Source organism: Actinokineospora cianjurensis (assembly GCF_003663795.1).
In the GTDB taxonomy this organism is placed as follows: Bacteria; Actinomycetota; Actinomycetes; order Mycobacteriales; family Pseudonocardiaceae; genus Actinokineospora; species Actinokineospora terrae.
The window spans coordinates 1,700,361-1,719,438 of the sequence record NZ_RCDD01000001.1 but is presented as its reverse complement, the minus strand read 5'-3'; the positions used below and the strand labels follow the sequence as shown (position 1 = coordinate 1,719,438).

General features: G+C 71.2%; 10 protein-coding genes and 1 pseudogene. 3 read left to right on the top strand and 8 right to left on the bottom strand.

Annotation, left to right across the window (positions count from 1 at the left end; genetic code table 11):
- The first annotated feature begins 31 nt into the window (after positions 1-31).
- The 3 genes from CLV68_RS08195 to CLV68_RS34965 all read left to right on the top strand — a co-directional run bounded on the left by CLV68_RS08195 (position 32) and on the right by CLV68_RS34965 (position 9,051).
- Positions 32-3,790 (top strand): ABC transporter transmembrane domain-containing protein, encoded by a 3,759-nt coding sequence (locus CLV68_RS08195; protein ID WP_121389850.1) that lies wholly within the window; start codon positions 32-34, stop codon positions 3,788-3,790.
- A 1,189-nt stretch (positions 3,791-4,979) separates the two neighbouring features.
- Entirely contained in the window at positions 4,980-8,801 is a 3,822-nt protein-coding gene (locus tag CLV68_RS08185; RefSeq protein ID WP_121389848.1) for a multifunctional oxoglutarate decarboxylase/oxoglutarate dehydrogenase thiamine pyrophosphate-binding subunit/dihydrolipoyllysine-residue succinyltransferase subunit, read from the top strand.
- A 70-nt stretch (positions 8,802-8,871) separates the two neighbouring features.
- A complete protein-coding gene (locus CLV68_RS34965) occupies positions 8,872-9,051 on the top strand; it encodes a DUF6104 family protein (protein ID WP_092778251.1) in 180 nt (59 codons plus the stop codon).
- A gap of 105 nt (positions 9,052-9,156) precedes the next feature.
- On the opposite strand, the pseudogene CLV68_RS34485 reads toward CLV68_RS34965, so the two are convergent.
- The 8 genes and pseudogenes from CLV68_RS34485 to CLV68_RS08145 form a co-directional block, all read right to left on the bottom strand.
- Positions 9,157-9,417: pseudogene (locus tag CLV68_RS34485) on the bottom strand (ADP-ribosylglycohydrolase family protein); the annotation flags it as partial.
- Positions 9,418-9,468: 51 nt separating this feature from the next.
- Positions 9,469-10,611 (bottom strand): hypothetical protein, encoded by a 1,143-nt coding sequence (locus CLV68_RS08175; RefSeq protein ID WP_121389846.1) that lies wholly within the window; start codon positions 10,609-10,611, stop codon positions 9,469-9,471.
- 163 nt (positions 10,612-10,774) lie between these two features.
- The gene (locus tag CLV68_RS08170; protein ID WP_121389845.1) at positions 10,775-11,992 is read right to left on the bottom strand and encodes a proton-conducting transporter transmembrane domain-containing protein; all 1,218 of its coding nucleotides are present in this window, start codon (positions 11,990-11,992) and stop codon (positions 10,775-10,777) included.
- A gap of 82 nt (positions 11,993-12,074) precedes the next feature.
- On the bottom strand, positions 12,075-14,780 hold the full coding sequence (locus CLV68_RS08165; RefSeq protein ID WP_121389844.1) for a DUF2309 domain-containing protein: 2,706 nt from the start codon (positions 14,778-14,780) through the stop codon (positions 12,075-12,077).
- Positions 14,777-16,396, bottom strand: coding sequence for a SulP family inorganic anion transporter (locus CLV68_RS08160; RefSeq protein WP_121389843.1), 1,620 nt, complete (start codon positions 16,394-16,396; stop codon positions 14,777-14,779). The genes CLV68_RS08165 and CLV68_RS08160 overlap by 4 nt, the downstream gene beginning before the upstream one ends.
- 73 nt (positions 16,397-16,469) lie before the next feature.
- The gene (locus tag CLV68_RS08155; protein WP_147459911.1) at positions 16,470-16,781 is read right to left on the bottom strand and encodes a hypothetical protein; all 312 of its coding nucleotides are present in this window, start codon (positions 16,779-16,781) and stop codon (positions 16,470-16,472) included.
- Between the two features lie 250 nt (positions 16,782-17,031).
- Complete coding sequence (locus CLV68_RS08150; protein ID WP_121389841.1) at positions 17,032-18,024, bottom strand: aldo/keto reductase; 993 nt, start codon at positions 18,022-18,024, stop codon at positions 17,032-17,034.
- Between the two features lie 61 nt (positions 18,025-18,085).
- Positions 18,086-19,069, bottom strand: a complete 984-nt coding sequence (locus CLV68_RS08145; protein WP_121389840.1) for an aldo/keto reductase — start codon at positions 19,067-19,069, stop codon at positions 18,086-18,088.
- Positions 19,070-19,078 lie beyond the last annotated feature (9 nt).

Genomic DNA, 19,078 nt, shown 5'->3' with positions numbered 1-19,078 from the left:
AGGGCGGCCTCGTGCTTACGCTGGCCGGGTGATGACATCCCCCGGCTGGATCCGCCGACTCAGCAGCGCCTGCTGGCGACACCGCGCCCTGGTGCTGTCCGCCCTGGCCGCCTCGGTGATCGGCGTCGGCTTCCAGGCCGCCGGGCCGCTGCTGGTCAAGTTCGTGATCGACAACGCGGTGGCCGGGCACACGGTCGGGCTCGGCTGGCTGGTCGCCGGGCTGGTCGGCCTGGAGGTGCTGACCTTCGCCAGCGCGTTCCTGCGCCGGTACCTCGGCGGCAGGCTGGCCCTGGACGTGCAGCACGACCTGCGCCAGGCGGTGTTCCGCGCGGTGCAGCGGCTCGACGGCGGCAAGCAGGACGCGCTGCGCACCGGGCAGGTGGTGTCCCGCTCGATCACCGACCTGCAACTGGTGCAGGGGCTGCTGATGATGGTGCCGCTGTCGGTCGGCACGGTGGTGTTCGCGGTGCTGGCGCTGGGCGCGATGCTGTGGCTCTCGCCGCTGCTGACCGTGGTCGCGCTGGTGGTGACGCCGGTGGTCGCGGTGGTGGCCGTGCGGAGCAGGACGCGACTGTTCCCGGCGACGTGGTCGGCGCAACAGACCGCTGCCGACGTCGCGCAGCAGGTGGAGGAGACCGTCACCGGGGTGCGCGTGGTGAAGGGGTTCGGCCAAGAGGCCAGGGAGGTCACGCGGCTGGAGCGGGTGGCGCGGCGGCTCTATGCGGAGCGGATGCGTAGTGCGCGGATCACCTCGCGGCCCGCGGCGACCCTGGTGGCGATGCCAGCGGCCGGGCAGGTGGCGGTGCTGGCGCTCGGCGGGTACATGGCGTTGCGCGGTCAGGTCACCCTGGGCACGTTCCTGGCCTTCGCCGGGTACGTGGCGAACCTGGTGGGGCCGACCAGGATGCTGGCCGGGCTGCTGGTGAACGCGCAGCTGGCCAGGGCCGGGGTGGAGCGGGTCTACGAACTGGTCGACTCGCAGCCGGACGTGACCGAGAAGCCGGACGCGGTGGCGGTGCCCGCGGGCCCGGTCGCGGTGGAGTTCGACGACGTGCGGTTCGGGTACACGCGCAGCGAGCCGGTGCTCGACGGGGTGAGCCTGCGGATCTCGCCAGGGGAGACGCTGGCGCTGGTGGGGACGGCGGGGTCGGGCAAGTCGACGGTGTCGCTGCTGCTGCCCCGGTTCTACGACGTGCAGTCCGGTGCCATCCGGATCGGCGGGGTCGACCTGCGCGACCTGCGGCTGGCGTCGTTGCGCGGCACGGTCGGGGTGGTGTTCGAGGAGGCGTTCCTGTTCTCGGACTCGGTGCGCGCGAACATCGCCTACGGCAGGCCGGACGCGACGGCGGCGGATGTGGAGGCGGCCGCGCGGGCGGCGCAGGCGCACGAGTTCATCACCGCGCTGCCCGAGGGGTACGACACGGTGGTCGGTGAGCGCGGGCTGACGCTGTCCGGTGGGCAGCGCCAACGGGTGGCGTTGGCCAGGGCGCTGCTGTCGGACCCCAGGGTGCTGGTGCTCGACGACGCGACCTCGGCGGTGGACACGCTGACCGAGTCGGCCATCCACGACACGCTGCGGGCGGTGACGGCGGAGCGGACGACGCTGCTGATCGCGCACCGCCGGTCGACGCTGGCGCTGGCGGACCGGATCGCGGTGCTCGACGGCGGCAAGGTGGTCGACGTCGGCACGCACGCGGAGCTGACCGGGCGGTGCGACCTGTACCGGGCGCTGCTGGCCGGGCCGGGTGAGGCGATCGAGGAGCCGGGGGGCGCGGTCGCGGCGGCGCCGGGGCCGGACGGGATCACGGCGGCGCTGTGGCCGGACACCGCGCCGGACGCGCCGGTGGCGGTGCGGGCAGCGCAGCAGGCGATCGGGGCGCCCGGTGGTCGGGGTGGGCGCATGGGCGGCGGCGGCACGAGCGCGGCGCTGAGCGGGATACCGGCGACCGACGAGCTGCTGGCCCAGGTGCGGGCCCTGCCGCCTGCCGTCGAGGAGCCCCAGCTGCGCGGGGAGGACCCGACGGCGCCCGATCCGGGGTTCCGGCTGCGCGGGCTGCTGCGGCCCGCGCGGTGGGCGTTGGCCGTGGTGCTCGGGCTGGTGGTCCTCGACTCGGTGACGGCGGTGGCGATGCCCGCGCTGTTCCGGCAGGGGATCGACAGGGGCGTGCTGACCGGGACGGTGAGCACGCTGGTGCTGGTCACGGTCCTGGCGGCCGGGTTGGTCGTGGTGATGTGGCTGAACACGGCAGTGACGACGGTGCTGACCGCGCGCGTCGGCGAGCGGTTGCTCTACCTGCTCCGGATGCGCAGTTACGCCCACCTGCAGCGGCTCGGGTTGGACTACTACGAGCGTGAGCTGGCCGGTCGGATCATGACCAGGATGACGACCGACGTGGACGCGTTGTCGACGTTCCTGCAGACCGGGCTGACGACGGCGGTGGCCAGCGTGGTGACCGTGGTCGCGGTGACGGTGGCCCTGCTGGTGACCGACCTGTCGCTGGCGCTGGTGGCGTTGGCCGTGGTGCCGGTGCTGGTGGTCGCGACCGTGGTCTTCCAGCGGCTGGCGTCCTCGGCGTACACGCAGGCCAGGGAGGAGGTCAGCGCGGTCAACGCGGACATGCAGGAGAACGTGACCGGGTTGCGGGTCGCACAGGCGTACACCCGCGAGGAGGTGTCGGCGCGGCGGTTCGCCGAGCGCAGCGACGCCTACCGGCGGACCAGGCTGCGGGCGCAGCGCTACATCTCGACGTACTTCCCGTTCGTGACGATGCTGTCCGGGCTCGGGCAGGCCGCGGTGCTGGTGGTCGGCGCGAACCGGGTGGCGACCGGGGACCTGAGCCCCGGCGTGCTGCTGGCGTTCCTGCTGTACCTGGGGCTGTTCTTCTCGCCGGTGCAGCAACTGTCGAACGTGTTCGACGGCTACCAGCAGGCCAGGGTCGGGTTGCGCCGGATCGCCGACCTGCTGCGCACGCCGACCTCGGTGGTGCCGCCCGCGGACCCGACGCCGGTGCCGGACCGGCTGAACGGGGAGGTCGAGCTGCGGGACGTCACCTTCACGTACCCGGGCGCGGACCGGCCCGCCGTGTCAGGGCTGTCGCTGCGGGTGCCAGCCGGGTCGACGGTCGCGCTGGTGGGGGCCACCGGGGCGGGCAAGTCGACGGTGGTCAAGCTGATCGCCCGCTTCTACGACCCGACCGGCGGCGCGGTGCTGGTCGACGGGGTCGACCTGCGCTCGTACACCCCGTCCGAGTACCGCTCCCGCCTCGGCGTCGTCCCCCAGGAGGCCCACCTGTTCACCGGCGACGTGGCCCGCAACGTCGCCTACGGCCGCCCCGACGCCACCCCGGCCACCATCGAATCCGCCACCCGCGACGTCGGCGCCCTCCCCATGGTCGCCACCCTCACCAGCGGCTTCCGCCACCCCATCGGCGAACGCGGCCAGGGCCTGTCCGCTGGCCAACGCCAACTCATCGCCCTGGCCCGCGCCGAACTCGTCGCCCCCGACATCCTCCTGCTCGACGAGGCCACCGCCGCCCTCGACCCCGCCACCGAGTCCGCCGTCCTGCGCGCCAGCCAACACCTCACCGCCCACCGCACCACCTTCGTCGTAGCCCACCGCCTAGCCACCGCCGCCCAAGCCGACCACATAGTCGTCCTGGCCAACGGCCGCATAGTCGAACAAGGCCCCCACCACACCCTCCTCACCACCAACGGCCCCTACGCCCGCCTCTGGCACCAAGGCACCCTCGACCCCACCACCCCACCCCCCACCCTCAACCCCACCCACTAGCCCTCCGACTTCATCCCCACCCGAGCGCTCCCGCACCTCCGGGGGGGGGACAAGGCAGAGAGGCAGAGAGGCAGAGAGGCAGAGAGGCAGAGAGGCAGAGAGGCAGAGAGGCAGAGAGGCAGAGAGGCAGAGAGGCAGAGAGGCAGAGAGGCAGAGAGGCAGAGAGGCAGAGAGGCAGAGAGGCGACCATCGCAGCAGCTCAGCCCAGTCGGGCTCGGCAACCTCGGACCGTCCTCTCGCCCCTCACAACGTTGGCCCCCCACCCGGCCCTCACAGGCGTTGGCCCACACCCGCCCCAAACAACGTTGGCCCACCCGCGCCCCTCCCCAACGTTGGCCCCCCACCCGGCCTTCTACAACGTTGGCCAGCCACGCGCCCCTCTCAGACGTTGGCCGAACAACGCTCCTCGGATCCGCTGGTGCCAACCCAGCTCGATGGGGCGGACTTGTTTTGTGTGGGGGAGCACCGCTCGTAGCGTCGTTCGCGGACAGGGCCATGCTCTTCGGCCCCTGCTTTGCGGTCCTGCCACGGGCGGTGCCGGGGCCCCGCGCAAAACAAGTTCGCCCCATCGAGCAAAGCTCGAAACTCGCGCCCAGGCCAATGCCGAAGGCGAGGCATTCATCCCCCGATGGCGAAGCCGAGACCGAGAGCCGGAACACCCCCAGCCCAAGATCACCCTCCACCCACATCCGCCGCCTACAAACCACCACACCCACCCCACCCAGCCACCAATCCCCCCGCCACCCACCCCACCAGTCAACCTCCCGCAGGCAACCCGTTCACCAGATAGATCCACAACCGTGTCCAGGTTTTCCCCTTCCACAGCCGGGAAACCTCCCCCCGTGCCCACCTCCCACCACCACGACCACCGCCCCGGCACCCGGGAGCCGACCGTTCGCCTCCCGTTCCCGGCAGCGTGGCGTCCGGACGAGGACCATTCAGCGACCGTTCGCCGATCACTCGGTGGGGTGAACCGGGTGGGAAGGGTGGCCCACAGAGTGGACGGGCGGTCGACGGCGGGCGGCGACTTACCCCACATGATCGGTTCCTCAACCGATACAGTTGGCGGCACCACACATGAGGTGCGCCACGGCCGGTTGGTTGAGTGACCACCGTCCTGACCGGGGGACTAGCCTGACGGGGAGTGTGTTCAAGTCGAGATCGAGATGGATAGAGGCGAGAGCCAGCCGTGTCCAGCAGCAGCCCTGCGTCACAGTTCGGTGCGAATGAGTGGCTCGTCGAGGAGATGTACGAGCAGTTCCTCGCGGACCCTTCGTCGGTAGACCCCGCGTGGCACGACTTCTTCGCGGACTACAAGCCAACACCGCGAGCAGCGACCCAGGGGGCCGCTCAGGCCAAGACCGCGGCCGACACCGGTGCCGCGAAGGCGAAGGCCGCCGCACCGGCGAACAGTGCCGCCAACGCCGCGAGCGCCACCAGCACCGCGAGTGCCACCACAGCCGCTAACAGCGCGAGCGCGGCCAACGCCGCGGGCGCCACCAAGACCGCGGCGCCCCCCAGGCCCGCGTCCGGCAACGGCAGGCCGACCACGTCGCCCGCGACCGCCGCCGCGGCGCCCGCGAGGTCGGCCGAGGCCGTCGCGCCCGCGAACAACAAGAACCCGGCCAAGCCGCCGCAGTCGCCCGTGTCCTCCGGTGAGGAGGAGCGCAAGCCGCTGCGCGGTGCCGCCGCCGCGATCGCGAAGAACATGAACGCGTCGTTGTCGCTGCCGACCGCGACCAGCGTGCGCGCGGTCCCGGCGAAGTTGCTGGCCGACAACCGCATCGTGATCAACAACCACCTGAAGCGGACCAGGGGCGGGAAGGTCTCCTTCACCCACCTGATCGGCTACGCCATGCTCAGGGCGCTCGAGGCGTACCCGAACATGAACCGGCACTACGCCGAGACCGACGGCAAGCCGCAGGGGGTCACCCCGGCGCACGTCAACCTGGGCCTGGCGATCGACCTGCCGGGCAAGGACGGCACCCGCAACCTGGTGGTGGCCTCCATCAAGGGCTGCGAGGGGATGTCCTTCCAGCAGTTCTGGCAGGCGTACGAGGACCTGATCCGCAAGGCCCGCGGCGGCTCGCTCACCGCGGACGACTTCGCGGGCACCACGATCTCGCTGACCAACCCCGGCGGCATCGGCACCAACCACTCGGTGCCGCGCCTGTCGGTCGGCCAGGGCGCGATCCTGGGTGTCGGCGCGATGGAGTACCCGGCGCCGTTCCAGGGCGCCAGCGAGAAGACGCTCATCGAGATGGGCATCAGCAAGATCATCACGCTGACCTCGACCTACGACCACCGGATCATCCAGGGCGCCGAGTCCGGCGAGTTCCTGCGCGAGATCCACCGGTTGCTGCTGGGCGAGGACGGCTTCTACGACGACATCTTCACCTCGCTGCGCATCCCCTACGAGCCGATCCGCTGGACCGAGGACATCTCCGAGGGCCCGGTCGACAAGACCGCGCGGGTGATCGGCCTGATCGACGCCTACCGCACCCGCGGCCACCTGATGGCCGACACCGACCCGCTGAACTACCGGCAGCGCAAGCACGAGGACCTCGACGTCCGCTCGCACGGGTTGACCCTGTGGGACCTCGACCGCGAGTTCCCGGTCGGCGGGTTCGCAGGCAAGGAGCGGATGAAGCTGCGCGACGTGCTCGGCGTGCTGCGCGACTCGTACTGCCGCACCGTCGGCGTGGAGTACACCTACATCCTCGACCCGGCCGAGCGGCGCTGGATCCAGGAGCGGGTCGAGGTCGCGCACGAGAAGCCCGCCGCCGCGGTGCAGAAGTACGTGCTGAGCAAGCTCAACGCGGCCGAGGCGTTCGAGACCTTCCTGCAGACCAAGTACGTGGGGCAGAAGCGGTTCTCGCTCGAGGGCGGCGAGTCGGTCATCCCGCTGCTGGACACGCTGCTGGACAAGGCGGCCGAGTACGAGCTCGACGAGGTCGTCATCGGCATGCCGCACCGCGGTCGGCTCAACGTGCTGGCCAACATCGTCGGCAAGCCGATCTCGCAGATCTTCCAGGAGTTCGAGGGCAACCTCGACCCCGGTCAGGCGCACGGTTCCGGCGACGTGAAGTACCACCTGGGCGCCGAGGGCAAGTACTTCCGGATGTTCGGCGACGGGGAGACCCGGGTGTCGCTGACGGCGAACCCGTCGCACCTGGAGACCGTCGACCCGGTGCTCGAGGGCATCGTGCGGGCCAAGCAGGACCTGCTGGACAAGGGCGACGAGAGCGGCGTCGGGTTCTCCGTGCTGCCGGTCGCGCTGCACGGTGACGCCGCGTTCGCCGGTCAGGGCGTGGTCGCCGAGACGCTGAACCTGGCGCTGCTGCGCGGGTACCGCACCGGCGGCACGGTGCACGTCGTGATCAACAACCAGGTCGGGTTCACCACCGCGCCGGAGCACTCGCGCTCCTCGCAGTACGCGACCGATGTGGCGAAGATGATCCAGGCGCCGGTGTTCCACGTGAACGGCGACGACCCGGAGGCGTGCTACTGGGTGGCGCGGCTGGCGATGGACTACCGGCAGACGTTCAACAAGGACGTCGTGGTCGACCTGGTCTGCTACCGCCGCCGCGGCCACAACGAGGGCGACGACCCCTCGATGACCCAGCCGGGCATGTACGACATCATCGACACCAAGCGCAGCGTCCGCAAGGGCTACACCGAGGCGCTGATCGGCCGCGGTGACATCTCGGTCGAGGAGGCCGAGAAGGCGCTGCGGGACTTCTCCAGCCAGCTCGAGCACGTGTTCAACGAGGTGCGGGAGCTGGAGAAGCACCCGATCTCGCCGAGCCCGTCGGTCGAGCGCGACCAGCAGGTCCCGGCGAAGCTGTCGACCGGTGTGGACCGCTCGGTGCTGGAGCGCATCGCCGACGCGCACGTGATGCTGCCGGACGGTTTCACCGTGCACCCCAGGGTGAAGCCGGTGCTGGAGCGCCGCGAGAAGATGGCCCGCGAGGGCGGCGTCGACTGGGCGTTCGGCGAGCTGCTGGCGTTCGGGTCGCTGACCCTGGAGGGCCGCTCGGTGCGGCTGGCCGGTCAGGACTCGCGCCGGGGCACCTTCACCCAGCGGCACGCCGCGGTGATCGACCGCAAGTCCGGCCGCGAGTACCTGCCGCTGCAGAACCTGTCCGAGGACCAGGGCAAGTTCATGGTCTACGACTCGGCGCTCTCGGAGTACGCGGCGCTGGGCTTCGAGTACGGCTACTCGGTGGCCAACCCGGACGCGCTGGTGCTGTGGGAGGCGCAGTTCGGCGACTTCGTCAACGGCGCCCAGTCGGTCATCGACGAGTACATCTCCTCGTCGGAGGCCAAGTGGGGCCAGGTGTCCGATGTGGTGGTGCTGCTGCCGCACGGGCACGAGGGCCAGGGCCCCGACCACACCTCGGGCCGCATCGAGCGCTGGCTGCAGCTGTGCGCCGAGGGCTCGATGACCGTCTCGGTGCCCTCGACCCCGGCGAACTACTTCCACCTGCTGCGCCGCCACGCCCTCGACGGCGTGCAGCGCCCGCTGGTGGTGTTCACCCCGAAGTCCATGCTGCGCAACAAGGCCGCGGTCTCCCCGGTCGAGGACTTCATCGACGACACCCGCTTCGAGTCGATCATCGACGACCCGACCAGGCCGGACCCGGCAGGCGTGCGCAAGATCCTGTTCGTCTCCGGCAAGCTGTACTACGAGCTCGCCGCCGAGCAGGCCAAGCGCGGCAGCACCGACGTGGCGGTGGTCCGGGTCGAGCAGCTGTACCCGGTGCCGCAGCGCAAGATCGGCGCCATCTTCGACCGCTACCCGAACGCCGCCGACATCCGCTGGGTGCAGGAGGAACCGGCCAACCAGGGCTCCTGGCCCTTCTACGGCCTGGCGCTGCCGGAACTGTTCCCGGACCGCGTCACCCGCATCACCCGCGTCTCCCGCCGCCCCATGTCGGCCCCGTCAGCGGGGTCGAGCAAGGTGCACGAGCTGGAGCAGCGTTCCCTGATCGAGAAGGCATTCGAGTAAGCACCCGTTCGTCTGTCGGGGCCGCCGGTTTCACCCCCGGCGGCCCCGCCGCATTCCCGAGGACTCCCCCGTGTACTTCACCGACCGCGGCATCGAAGAACTCGAGACCCGCCGAGGCGAGGAAGAAGTAACCCTCGCCTGGCTGGCCGACCGCATGCGCGCCTTCGTCGACAACAACCCCGAATTCGAAACCGCCACCGAACGCCTGGCCACCTTCCTGGCCCGCGACGACGACGACATCGAGGACTAGCGGCGCATCAGCAGACTCTGCGGCAAATCTGGGGGCCTCGTCCACCTCGTCGAGGGCGCTGGTCTGGCGGCCGTTGCCCAGTTGCGCGGCGGCCACCAGCGGGTCGGACACGGTCTTGGCGTGGGTGAGGGCGTCGCGGACCTGGCTGGGTGGGGTGTGTTCGACGGCCTCGGCCAGGGGGTCGCCGGTGCCGCGGGTGGCCACGGCGGCGGCGATCGCGACGGCGATGGCGCCCGCGACGGCTTCGGGGTGGGTGTGGGTGACCGTGGCGGACAGGGCGGCTTCGGCGGCGGCGCGCGCGAGGTCGTCGGCGAACCAGGCGCCGAGGGGGGCCACGCGCATGGCGGCGCCGTTGCCGAGCAGCATCGCAGACCGACCGGTCCGGTGGAGCGGATTTTCCGCCCCACCGGACCGTGGTCAGGTCACCAGGGAGAGCAGGCCGGGTGCCAAGCCGGCCACCACTAGAACCGCCATGGTGACCACTACGGCGTAGTTCTCCAGCGGGGTGAGGTCGCGTTCGCCGTCGACCACTCGGCGACGGGTGAACAGGCCGAGGAAGCCCCGCAGGACCGCGATTCCGGCTACTGACAGCGCGATCACGACCACGACGGCGATCGGGGTGGCGACCGCGTGCGGCAGGTGGTGGCCTTCGGCGAAGCCCGCCAGGAGCGGGAATCCGGCGAGTGACAGGCCGAAGACCAGGTAGGCCACGGCGAGTCTTGGCGTCGCCGCGAAGTCGCCGCCGTCGTGGACGGACAGGGATTCGCGGCGGGCGGCCAGCGCGCCGACGGTCATCGCGAGCCCCGCGGCGGCGAGGGTGCCGACGAGCCAGGACGCGCCGGTGATGACCAGGGCGTTCGCGGTGATCAGCAGGTATGCCAAGCCTCGGCGACCGTCGTCGGACGCGGCCGCGAAGACCGCCGCGGTGAGTGCCGTGACCGCGCCGATCACCGTGAGGACCACAGTGGACGGTTCGAGCAGCACCACCGGCGCCGCCTGGTAGGCCACGACGACACCCATCGGGGCGCGGTCGACGAAGCGCGGGAACCAGGCGTGCGCGGGGAAAGCAGCCATCCTGATCACCACCCCGGCCGCGAGCAGGACCGTCCCGGCCGGACCGGGGAGGACCGCGCCGACGATCAGCAGGAGCGCGCCGGGGAACTGGTAGCGCGCGAAGAGCCGATCACCGGACCAGGCGAGGTAGGTGCCCAGCGCCAGCAGCGCCGCCTCGACCACCGCGTACCGGAACGCGAGGAGTCCACACGCGACGGTGAGCAACCTCGCCACCAGCACCGGTGCCGCTCCCTCGACCGGACTCATCGCGGCGACCAGCAGCCCGGCCAGGCTGATCACCAGGCACCCGACGGCACCGGCCCCCGCACTGACCGGCCCGGCCAACGGCGCCTCGGGAAGCGCCATCGCCACCGCAGACACCCCCACCGCCACCGAGGCCGTCCACGTGGCCGCCCGCCTGGCTTGGCGCGGATCCACCACTCGCCCGACGACGACCGCGCCGACCAACCACACGAGCACAACAGCCAACGGCCCCAACGCGATCACCTCGCCACCGCCCCTCGCTCAGCGGCGACCAGGAAGAACCCGACGGCCACCACGCGGGCAAGGCGGTCGACCACACCAACGCCCACCGAGCCCCGCGCGTTCGGCGTGCCACCACCGGATAGGTGGAAACGAAGCGCTCGGTCTACCGGGCCTGCGATGGCGGTCATCTCGCCACCGCCTGTCGGTCGGCGGTAACCGCGTTGGTCCAGCGGTCTTCTGCGGCGGCCGCTCGGTTGACCGTGCGGACCAGGCCGCCGAGGACGCGGTCGACCAGGAAGGCGTCGACGTAGCCACGTTCCAGGGCGAAGCGGTAGAGCCAGGTCCGCAGGGTGGTGGGCAGGATCCGGTCGAAGTGCCTGCCGGTGCCGGGCACCGGGGTGCCGAGGGATTGTTCGAGGTGGTGGTGGTCGTGCAGGAGGCTGGGCGAGCGCAGGATCTGGCCGCTGCGCAGGACGGCGTGGGTGATCAGGTGGACCAGGGCGAGGACGTGCCACCCGAGGCCCACCTCGACCAGGACCAGGGCGATCTGGGTCATCGACGCGTAGGCGAGGCTGCTCTTGATGTCGGTCTGCGCGCGCCCGACAAGCGTCGCGTACAGGGCCGTGACCACCCCGACCGCGATGACCACGGGGCCGTCGATCCCGTTGCGCAGCAACAGGTACGGTCCGAGGCTCACCGAGATCGCGCCGTAGCAGATCGCGCTGGACGGGGTCGGGCCCTCCATCGCGCGGGGGAGCCAGCCGCCGAGGGGGAACTGCGCCGACTTGCCGAGCACGGCCCACACCAGCAGCAGCCCGATCACCGCGTGACCGGCGCCGTGGTGCTCGGCGACCACCGCACCGACCAACCCGATGTCGCTGACCCGGTAGGTGATGAACGCCCGCAGCCCGCCCGCGACCGGACCCGGCCGGTGGTGGAAGAACGCGATGAGCAGCGCGGACGCCAACCCGGCGAGCTCCCACCCGACCACGAGCAGGTCCAACGTCCCGGCGAGCACCACGAGCTGCACGGCCGCGACGAACAGGGCCAGCAGCAGGTAGAACCGCCGGTAGCCCGGGTCCCGGTGCAGGTACCGCTGCGAGAACGCCCCGATCAGGCAGCCCAGCAGCCCGCACAACACCACCATCGGCACCGACAGCCAGTCCGCCCTGAGCCGCACCGGGAACCCGGAGAACCAGGACCCCAGCGACACCAGGACCGGACCATCCACAATGCACACAACGGCCAGTGCGGCCCCGAGGAGTCCGGACAGCGCGGCAGACCCGACCACCAAGCCGGATACCACCCGCTCGCCCCACCCCCGCCCGAACCACAGCGCTACCGCCAACACCAGGAATGCCACCAACGGAACCCCGGCAGCGGCAACGACCAAGGCGCTCACCGGACCTCCCGCGCAGCCCGACCACCAGCCGACGCACCCACCGGGAGCGTCAACAGCGGAACAGCGGCGGTACCCCGGCCGCTCACCTCGCGTCCTGTGCGGTGGCGAGGATCGGGACCGGCAGGTCCACCCCCGCCAGCACGTGCGCGCACCCCAGGTGCCCGCGTTCGCCCGCGTACACCTCCACCGACCGCGAGACGACCGGGAACTCGGTCATCTCCGGTACGTGGGGTTGGAAAGTCCCGTCCTGGAACAGCAACATCGCGTCGTCGTCGGGGACCCAGGCCACGAGTTGGATCCACCCGTTGCCCACGAGCCTGGCGAGTACCGGGTTGGCGGACAGGATGGCGGAGAGCCGGGCGGGGGTGGCCTCGACGACCAGCAGCAGGCGCACCGGTTCGTGGATCTCGACCATCTGCCAGGGAAGTCCGGTGCGCAGGTCGGAGGCGTGCCCGTCCATCACGCCGAGCAGGCCGGTGATGTTGTGCGGCAGCTTGGTCCCGCACCCGTACCTGGCCGGGTCGACGTAGCTGAAGTAGTACTCCAGGTTGATGCCCGCGCACACCGGGCCGACCGCCTGCAGCAGGGACGTCAGCAGTGCGTCGTCGGTGTCCGCGGCAGGGTCGTACGACACGAGGAACGCGCGGCGGTCCAAGTAGAGGCCACGCGTCAACGACCGTCGACCGACCACGCACACCGCGTTCGTCGCGTGCCCGTACTCGGGTCGTGGCTGGCCGAGGTCGACCGCGTGGGTCTCGGCCTCGGCCAGGGCGTCGGCCATGGCGAGGTCCGGGGGTGCGGTCTCGAAGCGGCGGCACCGTTCGTGGGCGGCGAGGACGCACGCCTGGGCCAGGGAGTCCTTGGCCCGGGTCAGGTCTGCCTCGAACCGGGCGGGGACCAGGTCCACGTCGAAGTAGGTCATCGAGTCATCGCACGTGTTGTGGTACGAGCCGACGAACCAGGTGTCGTCCGGTAGCCCGAGGATCGCGCGGACCTCCGGGTGGTTGGCCATCGCGGCGAACGCGCGGGCGTTGGGGCCGCCGCGGCCGCCGCCGGTGGCTCCGCAGTCGTGCGCGGACTCGTGCGGGTTGTTCATGCTGGACGACCCGTGGCCGACCAGCAGCACGATCGGCGCGGGGGCCGCCAGCACGCCGGTCGTGCGCAGGACCGCGCCGACGATGCCCGCCATTTCCTCGACGGTGTAACCGATGTCGAGCCGGGTGGCCGGGTGCGGCCCGTCGAGCCGGTGCGACCAGCGTTGCGCCAGCCGGGGGAACAGGCACCGCCCGATCAGGGACGTCAGCCCCACGGCTCCCAGCGCGAGGCTGAAGACCCCGCCCCTGGCCAGCGTCCGGCTGCCGACACCGACGTGGTGGCTCCAGCCACCGCGGACCCGGCGCAGCACCCCGCGCGCAGGCGCGACCGGGCGTTCGACGACGTCGTGCGTCGGCGTGACCACGACAGGGCACAGTGGACGCGACCGGACGTCGTGCACACCCTGGTAGTTCATCGCCACGCCGAAGAAGCCCGCGAACCCGAAGGTCTGCGCGACGGGAGTGTTCTCCTCCAGGTGGCGGCGCAACGACTCCTCGCGCTCGTCGATGCAGAACACCGCCTGGAACCCGACCGCCGAGGCATCCGAAGTGGACAGGCGCTGGTGCGCGGCGAGCCCGTCGAGGACGCCGACCCGGTGCCTGCGCTCGTAAGCGGCGTGCAGCAACCGGCGCCGCCGCACACCGTCGCAGTCCTCGACCAGCGCCAGCCAGGCCGCCGGGTCCGGCGCCGGGTCGACGCCCATCAGCTCGGCCAGGACGAACGCCTCGTAAGCGAGTTCGACGTCCGGTCGCGCGGTGACCTCGACGACCGGCCCGTGGCCGGGGTGCTCGGCCAGGACGTGCCGCAGCGCGAAGACGTCCAGGGTCAGCTGCACCGCCAAGTAGTCCACCAGCCGGGCCGGTGGCGCGGCGACCGGGGCGCGGTCGGGCCGCACCTCGAACTGCCGCACCATGCCCGCCCAGCCGCGCAGCGACAGCAGCGTGGCCAGGATCACCTCGCCCCAGTCGGCCTCCGGCACTGCCAACTCGGCCAACGCCCACGCCACCGTGCGCTCGGCGTCCCACCGCTCCTGGCCGCGCAGGGTCGCGCCCAGGCCACGCAGGAACCGGTCCGGCGGTCCGCCCGCCTTCCCGTAGAGCGCCCGGAACGCGGCGAGCAGGCCGCGGTCGCGCTCGGGCATCGGCCAGTACGCCACGCCCTGGTCGAGGAACGCGGCGGTGAGCCGGATCAACACGGGGTGCACCAGGGCATCCGGGTCGACGCCGGTCTCGGCGCGCACCCGGTCGGCCGGACGTGGTGCGGGATCGGCGGTCGGCACCACGCGGGGTGCCGCCGCCAGCAGCGCCGACCAGGTCGGCCCCAGGTCACCGGCCTCGGCGACGACCCACCGCAGCGCGGGACCGCGCGGTACGTCGAGCAACCGGCGGAGCCGGGCGACGTGGAACTCGCGCCGCGTCGGCCCACCTGGAACGACCGGCACCCCGTCGTCCGGGACCTGCGCGAGCACCACAGCCAGCAGGTCGGCGTCGGTGATCCGCCCCTGCTCGACGTAGCCGTGCAGTTCCTGCTCGCTCGGGAACGGTTCGGCGCCGAACAGCGCGCCCGCCCGGACCACGGCGTCGTGGAAGGGCAGGTCCTCGAAGGCGTGCAACGTGTTGTGGTGCACGAAGGTCTGCAACGGCCCCTGCTGCGGCAGCAGTTCGGCGGCCCGCTCGACGAGTGGCCCGATCATGACCGCCGCCTGCGGCGCAGCGCCTGCGGGTGCGCGGAGACCGGGTCGAGCCGGTCGAGGCCCTCGACCCGCAGGGTGGCCCCGGGCAGTTCCTTGGCCAGCTGGTCGAGCCTGGTCAGGAAGGTGTGGTCGACGACGGCGGCGTCCGCGACGTCCACCACGACCTCCGTGACGCCGTCGCCGTTCTTGGTGATCGCGCGGCGCAACGGCAGCAGCGCGGGGAACACCGCGGCGCCGGGCACCGTGATCCGCAGGACGTCGCCGTCCCTGGTGACCTCGGGGCGGGGCCGCACGAACGCGGGCAGCGGCACGCCGCGCGCCAGGTGCAGCACGATCTTGAGCGCCAGCCCCGCGGCGACGCCGACGAGCAGGTCGGTGGCGAGGGTGACGACGAGCGTGGTCAGGAACAGCAGCAGCTGGTCCCAGCCGATCTTGCCGACGTGCGCGATCTCGCGCGGGTTGGCCAGCCGGAACCCGGTGTAGACGAGCATCGCGGCCAGCGCGGCCAGCGGGATGGTCTGCACCAGGCCGGGGATGAGCGCGACGAACAGCAGCAGGATCGCGCCGTGGCAGATGTTGGACCAGCGGGTCTTGGCGCCCGCGTCCAGGTTCGCCTTGCTGCGCACGATCTCCGAGATCATCGGCAGGCCGCCGATGAGCGCCGAGGTCAGGTTGCCCGCGCCGATGGCGAACAGGTCCCGGTTGAGGTCCGACGGCCGCTTGGTCGGGTCCATCGAGTCGACCGCCAGCACGGTCAGCGTGGACTCGATGGTGCCGATGAGCGCGAACATCGCCACGTACTGCAGCGAGGTGCCGCTGAAGACCTGGGAGAAGTCCGGGAAGGTGATCGCGTCGAGCACGGAGCCGGGCAGCCGCACCAGGAACTCGGGGCCGAGGTGGTGGGGGGCGTCGGCGAAGCGGTAGTCGTGCGGGCTCGACAGGTGCAGCCACAGCCCGATCGGGATCGCCACGGCGAGCACGACCAGCGGCGCGGGCACCGACTTGCTCCACCGCGCGCGCACCAGCGGCAACCCGAAGAGGATGAGCAGGGCGATGACGCCGATCAGCACGATCAGCGGGTTGGCGTGCGCGACGCTGTGCGGGATCTCGGCGAGCAGGCCGAGCGGGGTGTCCGCGGTCGGCTTCACGCCAAGCACCACGTGCGCCTGCTTGGCGATGATGATGACGCCGATGGCGGCCAGCATGCCGTGCACGACCGAGGGCGACATGGCCACGCCGATGCCCGCGGCGCGGACCGCGGCGAACAGGATCTGGATGAGCGCGGCGACCACACCGACCGCGAGCGCCCGCCGGTATCCGGCGACGGCGTCACCCTGGCCGAGGTCGTGCACGGCGCCGACGGCGATGACGATCAGCCCGGCGGCAGGCCCCTTGATGGTCAGCGGCGCGCCGCCGAGCAGGCCGCCGAGTATGCCGCCCACGATCGCCGTGAGCACCCCGGCGACCGGGGGGAAACCGCTGGCCAGGGCGATGCCGAGGCACAGCGGCAACGCGATGAGCGAGACCAGGAAACCGGACTTGACGTCACCTGCGGGAAAGCGGCGTCTGGCCGGGTCCGCGTTGCCGGAAACCGGCGCTTCGGTTTGTTCGGACATCGTGAATTCCTCGTTCTTCGGGCGCGACAGGGGCGCCTGCGTCGAATTCCGACGAGGCGTGGGCGGGTGGGAATCAGCGCCCGAGCGGCGGGCCGCGCGCGAGGAGTCCGGCTGCCGCGGATTCCGCGGCGATCACCAGTAAGCCGAGGTCGGCCGGGGTGCGGTGCGGGGGAACGTGGTGCGACGGTGCCGTGGTGATGCCGTCGTCGACCAGGTCGTGGTGATGCTCGATGGCCGAGAAACCCAGGCCGCGCACCAGTGTCTCCTGGTCCGCGCGGATCTGTTCGACCGGGGCGCCGCGGTGCGGCACCGCGCACACCGTGCCTGCGCCGATGCCGACCACCGCGCCGAGGACCGCGGCCAGGACGAGCGAGAGAACGCGCACCACGACCTCCCCCTCGCGGAAATTCGAGCCCGTTCGCCACCCGCGCAATAGGCTCTGTGATTCACAGAATGCGCCTGCGCCGACGATCCAGGACTTATCGATCATCTCCGGCGCGTGGAAGCACCGTCAAGGGGAGAGTATTCGCGTTTAAACACGCTGTGACATACCTGCCGAACATAGCAGACGGCTATGTCCTTTTTGCGGGAATACGTCAGCCCCCGGCCCAGGTGGGACCGGGGGCTGACGTCGACTACCAGGCGTAAGCCTCGGGGGCAGGTTTGTCGCCGTTGGGTCCAGGTGCTGGGAACAGCTCGTCCAGCTTCGCGAGGGCGTCCGCGTCCAGCTTGATCTCCAGCGCGCGCAGCGACCCGTCGAGCTGCTCGGCGGTGCGCGGGCCGATGATCGGGCCGGTGACCCCTTCGCGAGAAAGCAACCAGGCGAGTCCGATGTGCGCGGGATCCTCACCGATTTCCGCCGCGAACTTCTCGTACGCCTCGATGGTGTCCCGGTGCTGCTCGAGCGCGTCACCGGAACGGCCGGACAGCCCGCGCGACGCGCCGCCCTCGCGCTGCTTGCGCAGGATCCCGCCGAGCAGACCACCGTGCAGCGGCGACCACGGGATCACGCCGAGGCCGTAGTGCTTCGCGGCGGGCAGGACCTCGAGCTCGACCCAGCGGGTGAGCAGGTTGTAGATGGACTGCTCGGACACCAGCCCGAGGAAGTGCCGCTCCCTGGCCGCCTCCTGCGCCTGCGCGAGGTGCCACCCGGCGAAGTTCGACGAGCCGAAGTAGAGCACCTTGCCCTGCTGGCGCAGCACGCTGAACGCCTCCCACACCTCCTCCCACGGCGTGTTCCGGTCCACGTGGTGCATCTGGTAGAGGTCGATGTAGTCGGTCCGCAACCGCTTGAGCGAGGCGTCGGCGGCGCGCCGGATGTTCAGCGCGGACAGGAACGTCTCGTTGGGCCAGTCACCCATGCTGCCGTAGAGCTTGGTGGCCAGCACGGTCTTCTCCCTGCGCTGCCCGCCCTGGGCGAACCACCGGCCGATGATCTGCTCGGTGATCCCCTCCCCCTTCTGCCACCCGTAGACGTTCGCGGTGTCGAAGAAGTTGATGCCGTGCTCGAGGGCCCGGTCCATGATCTGGTGGCTGTCCGGCTCGGTCGTCTCCGGGCCGAAGTTCATCGTGCCCAGCACCAGCCGCGACACCGACAACCCACTACGCCCTAGGTGCGTGTACTCCATGGCTCCAACCTAACCCCGGACCGGCTCCAGGTCGCGCCACCGACGACGGTGGACTACAGCGCTACCAGGCGTACGCCTCGGGGGCGGGCTTGGCGCCGTTGGGGGCTGGGGGCGGGAAGATGGCGTCCAGCTTGGTGAGGGTGTCTTCGTCGAGGGTGATGTCGAAGGCGGTCAGGGAGCCGTCCAGTTGGGCGGTCGTGCGCGGGCCGATGATGGGGCCGGTGACGCCGTCGCGGGACAGGAGCCAGGCGAGGGCGAGGGTGGCGGGGTCGTGGCCGAGGTCGGCGGCGAGGTTCTCGTACGCCTCGACCTGCGTGCGGTGCCGTTGGAGCAGCTCCGGCCCGGCCCACGCGGTGTCGCGGACGCCCTCGCTGCGGCGTTGCTTGGCCAGGACGCCGCCGAGGATGCCGCTGCTGAGCGGGGACCACGGGATGACGCCGATGCCGTAGTGCTTCGCGGCGGGCAGCACGTCGAGCTCGATGAACCGGTTCGCCAGGTTGTACAGCGACTGCTCGGCGACAAGACCGAGGAAGTGCCTGCCGCGCGCCGCCTCCTGGGCCTGCGCGAGGTGCCAGCCCGCGAAGTTGGACGACCCGAAGTAGAGGACCTTCCCCTGGTGGCGGAGCACCTCGAAGGCTTCCCAGATCTCGTCCCACGGCGTGTCGCGGTCGATGTGGTGCATTTGGTACAGGTCGATGTAGTCGGTCCGCAACCGCTTGAGCGAGGCGTCCGCCGCGCGCCGGATGTTCAGCGCGGACAGCCTGCCGTCGTTGGGCCAGTCGCCCATCGCCCCGTAGAGCTTGGTGGCCAGCACGGTCTTGTCCCGCCGCTGCCCGCCCTGGTCGAACCAGCGGCCGATGATCTCCTCGGTGCCGCCCTTGTCGCCGTAGACGTTGGCGGTGTCGAAGAAGTTGATGCCGTGCTCGTGCGCCCGGTCCATCAGGGCGCGGCTGTCGTCCTCGGTGGTGTGCGGCCCGAAGTTCATGGTGCCCAGCACCAGCCGGGACACGGACAGGCCGGTGCGACCGAGAGTGGTGTACTCCATGACCTCAAC

Coding starts and splice junctions, on each gene's coding strand:
- CLV68_RS08145 (WP_121389840.1), bottom strand. CDS start 19,069: ATGGAGTACACCACTCTCGGTCGCACCGGCCTGTCCGTGTCCCGGCTG.
- CLV68_RS08160 (WP_121389843.1), bottom strand. CDS start 16,396: ATGTCCGAACAAACCGAAGCGCCGGTTTCCGGCAACGCGGACCCGGCC.
- CLV68_RS08165 (WP_121389844.1), bottom strand. CDS start 14,780: ATGATCGGGCCACTCGTCGAGCGGGCCGCCGAACTGCTGCCGCAGCAG.
- CLV68_RS08150 (WP_121389841.1), bottom strand. CDS start 18,024: ATGGAGTACACGCACCTAGGGCGTAGTGGGTTGTCGGTGTCGCGGCTG.
- CLV68_RS08195 (WP_121389850.1), top strand. CDS start 32: ATGACATCCCCCGGCTGGATCCGCCGACTCAGCAGCGCCTGCTGGCGA.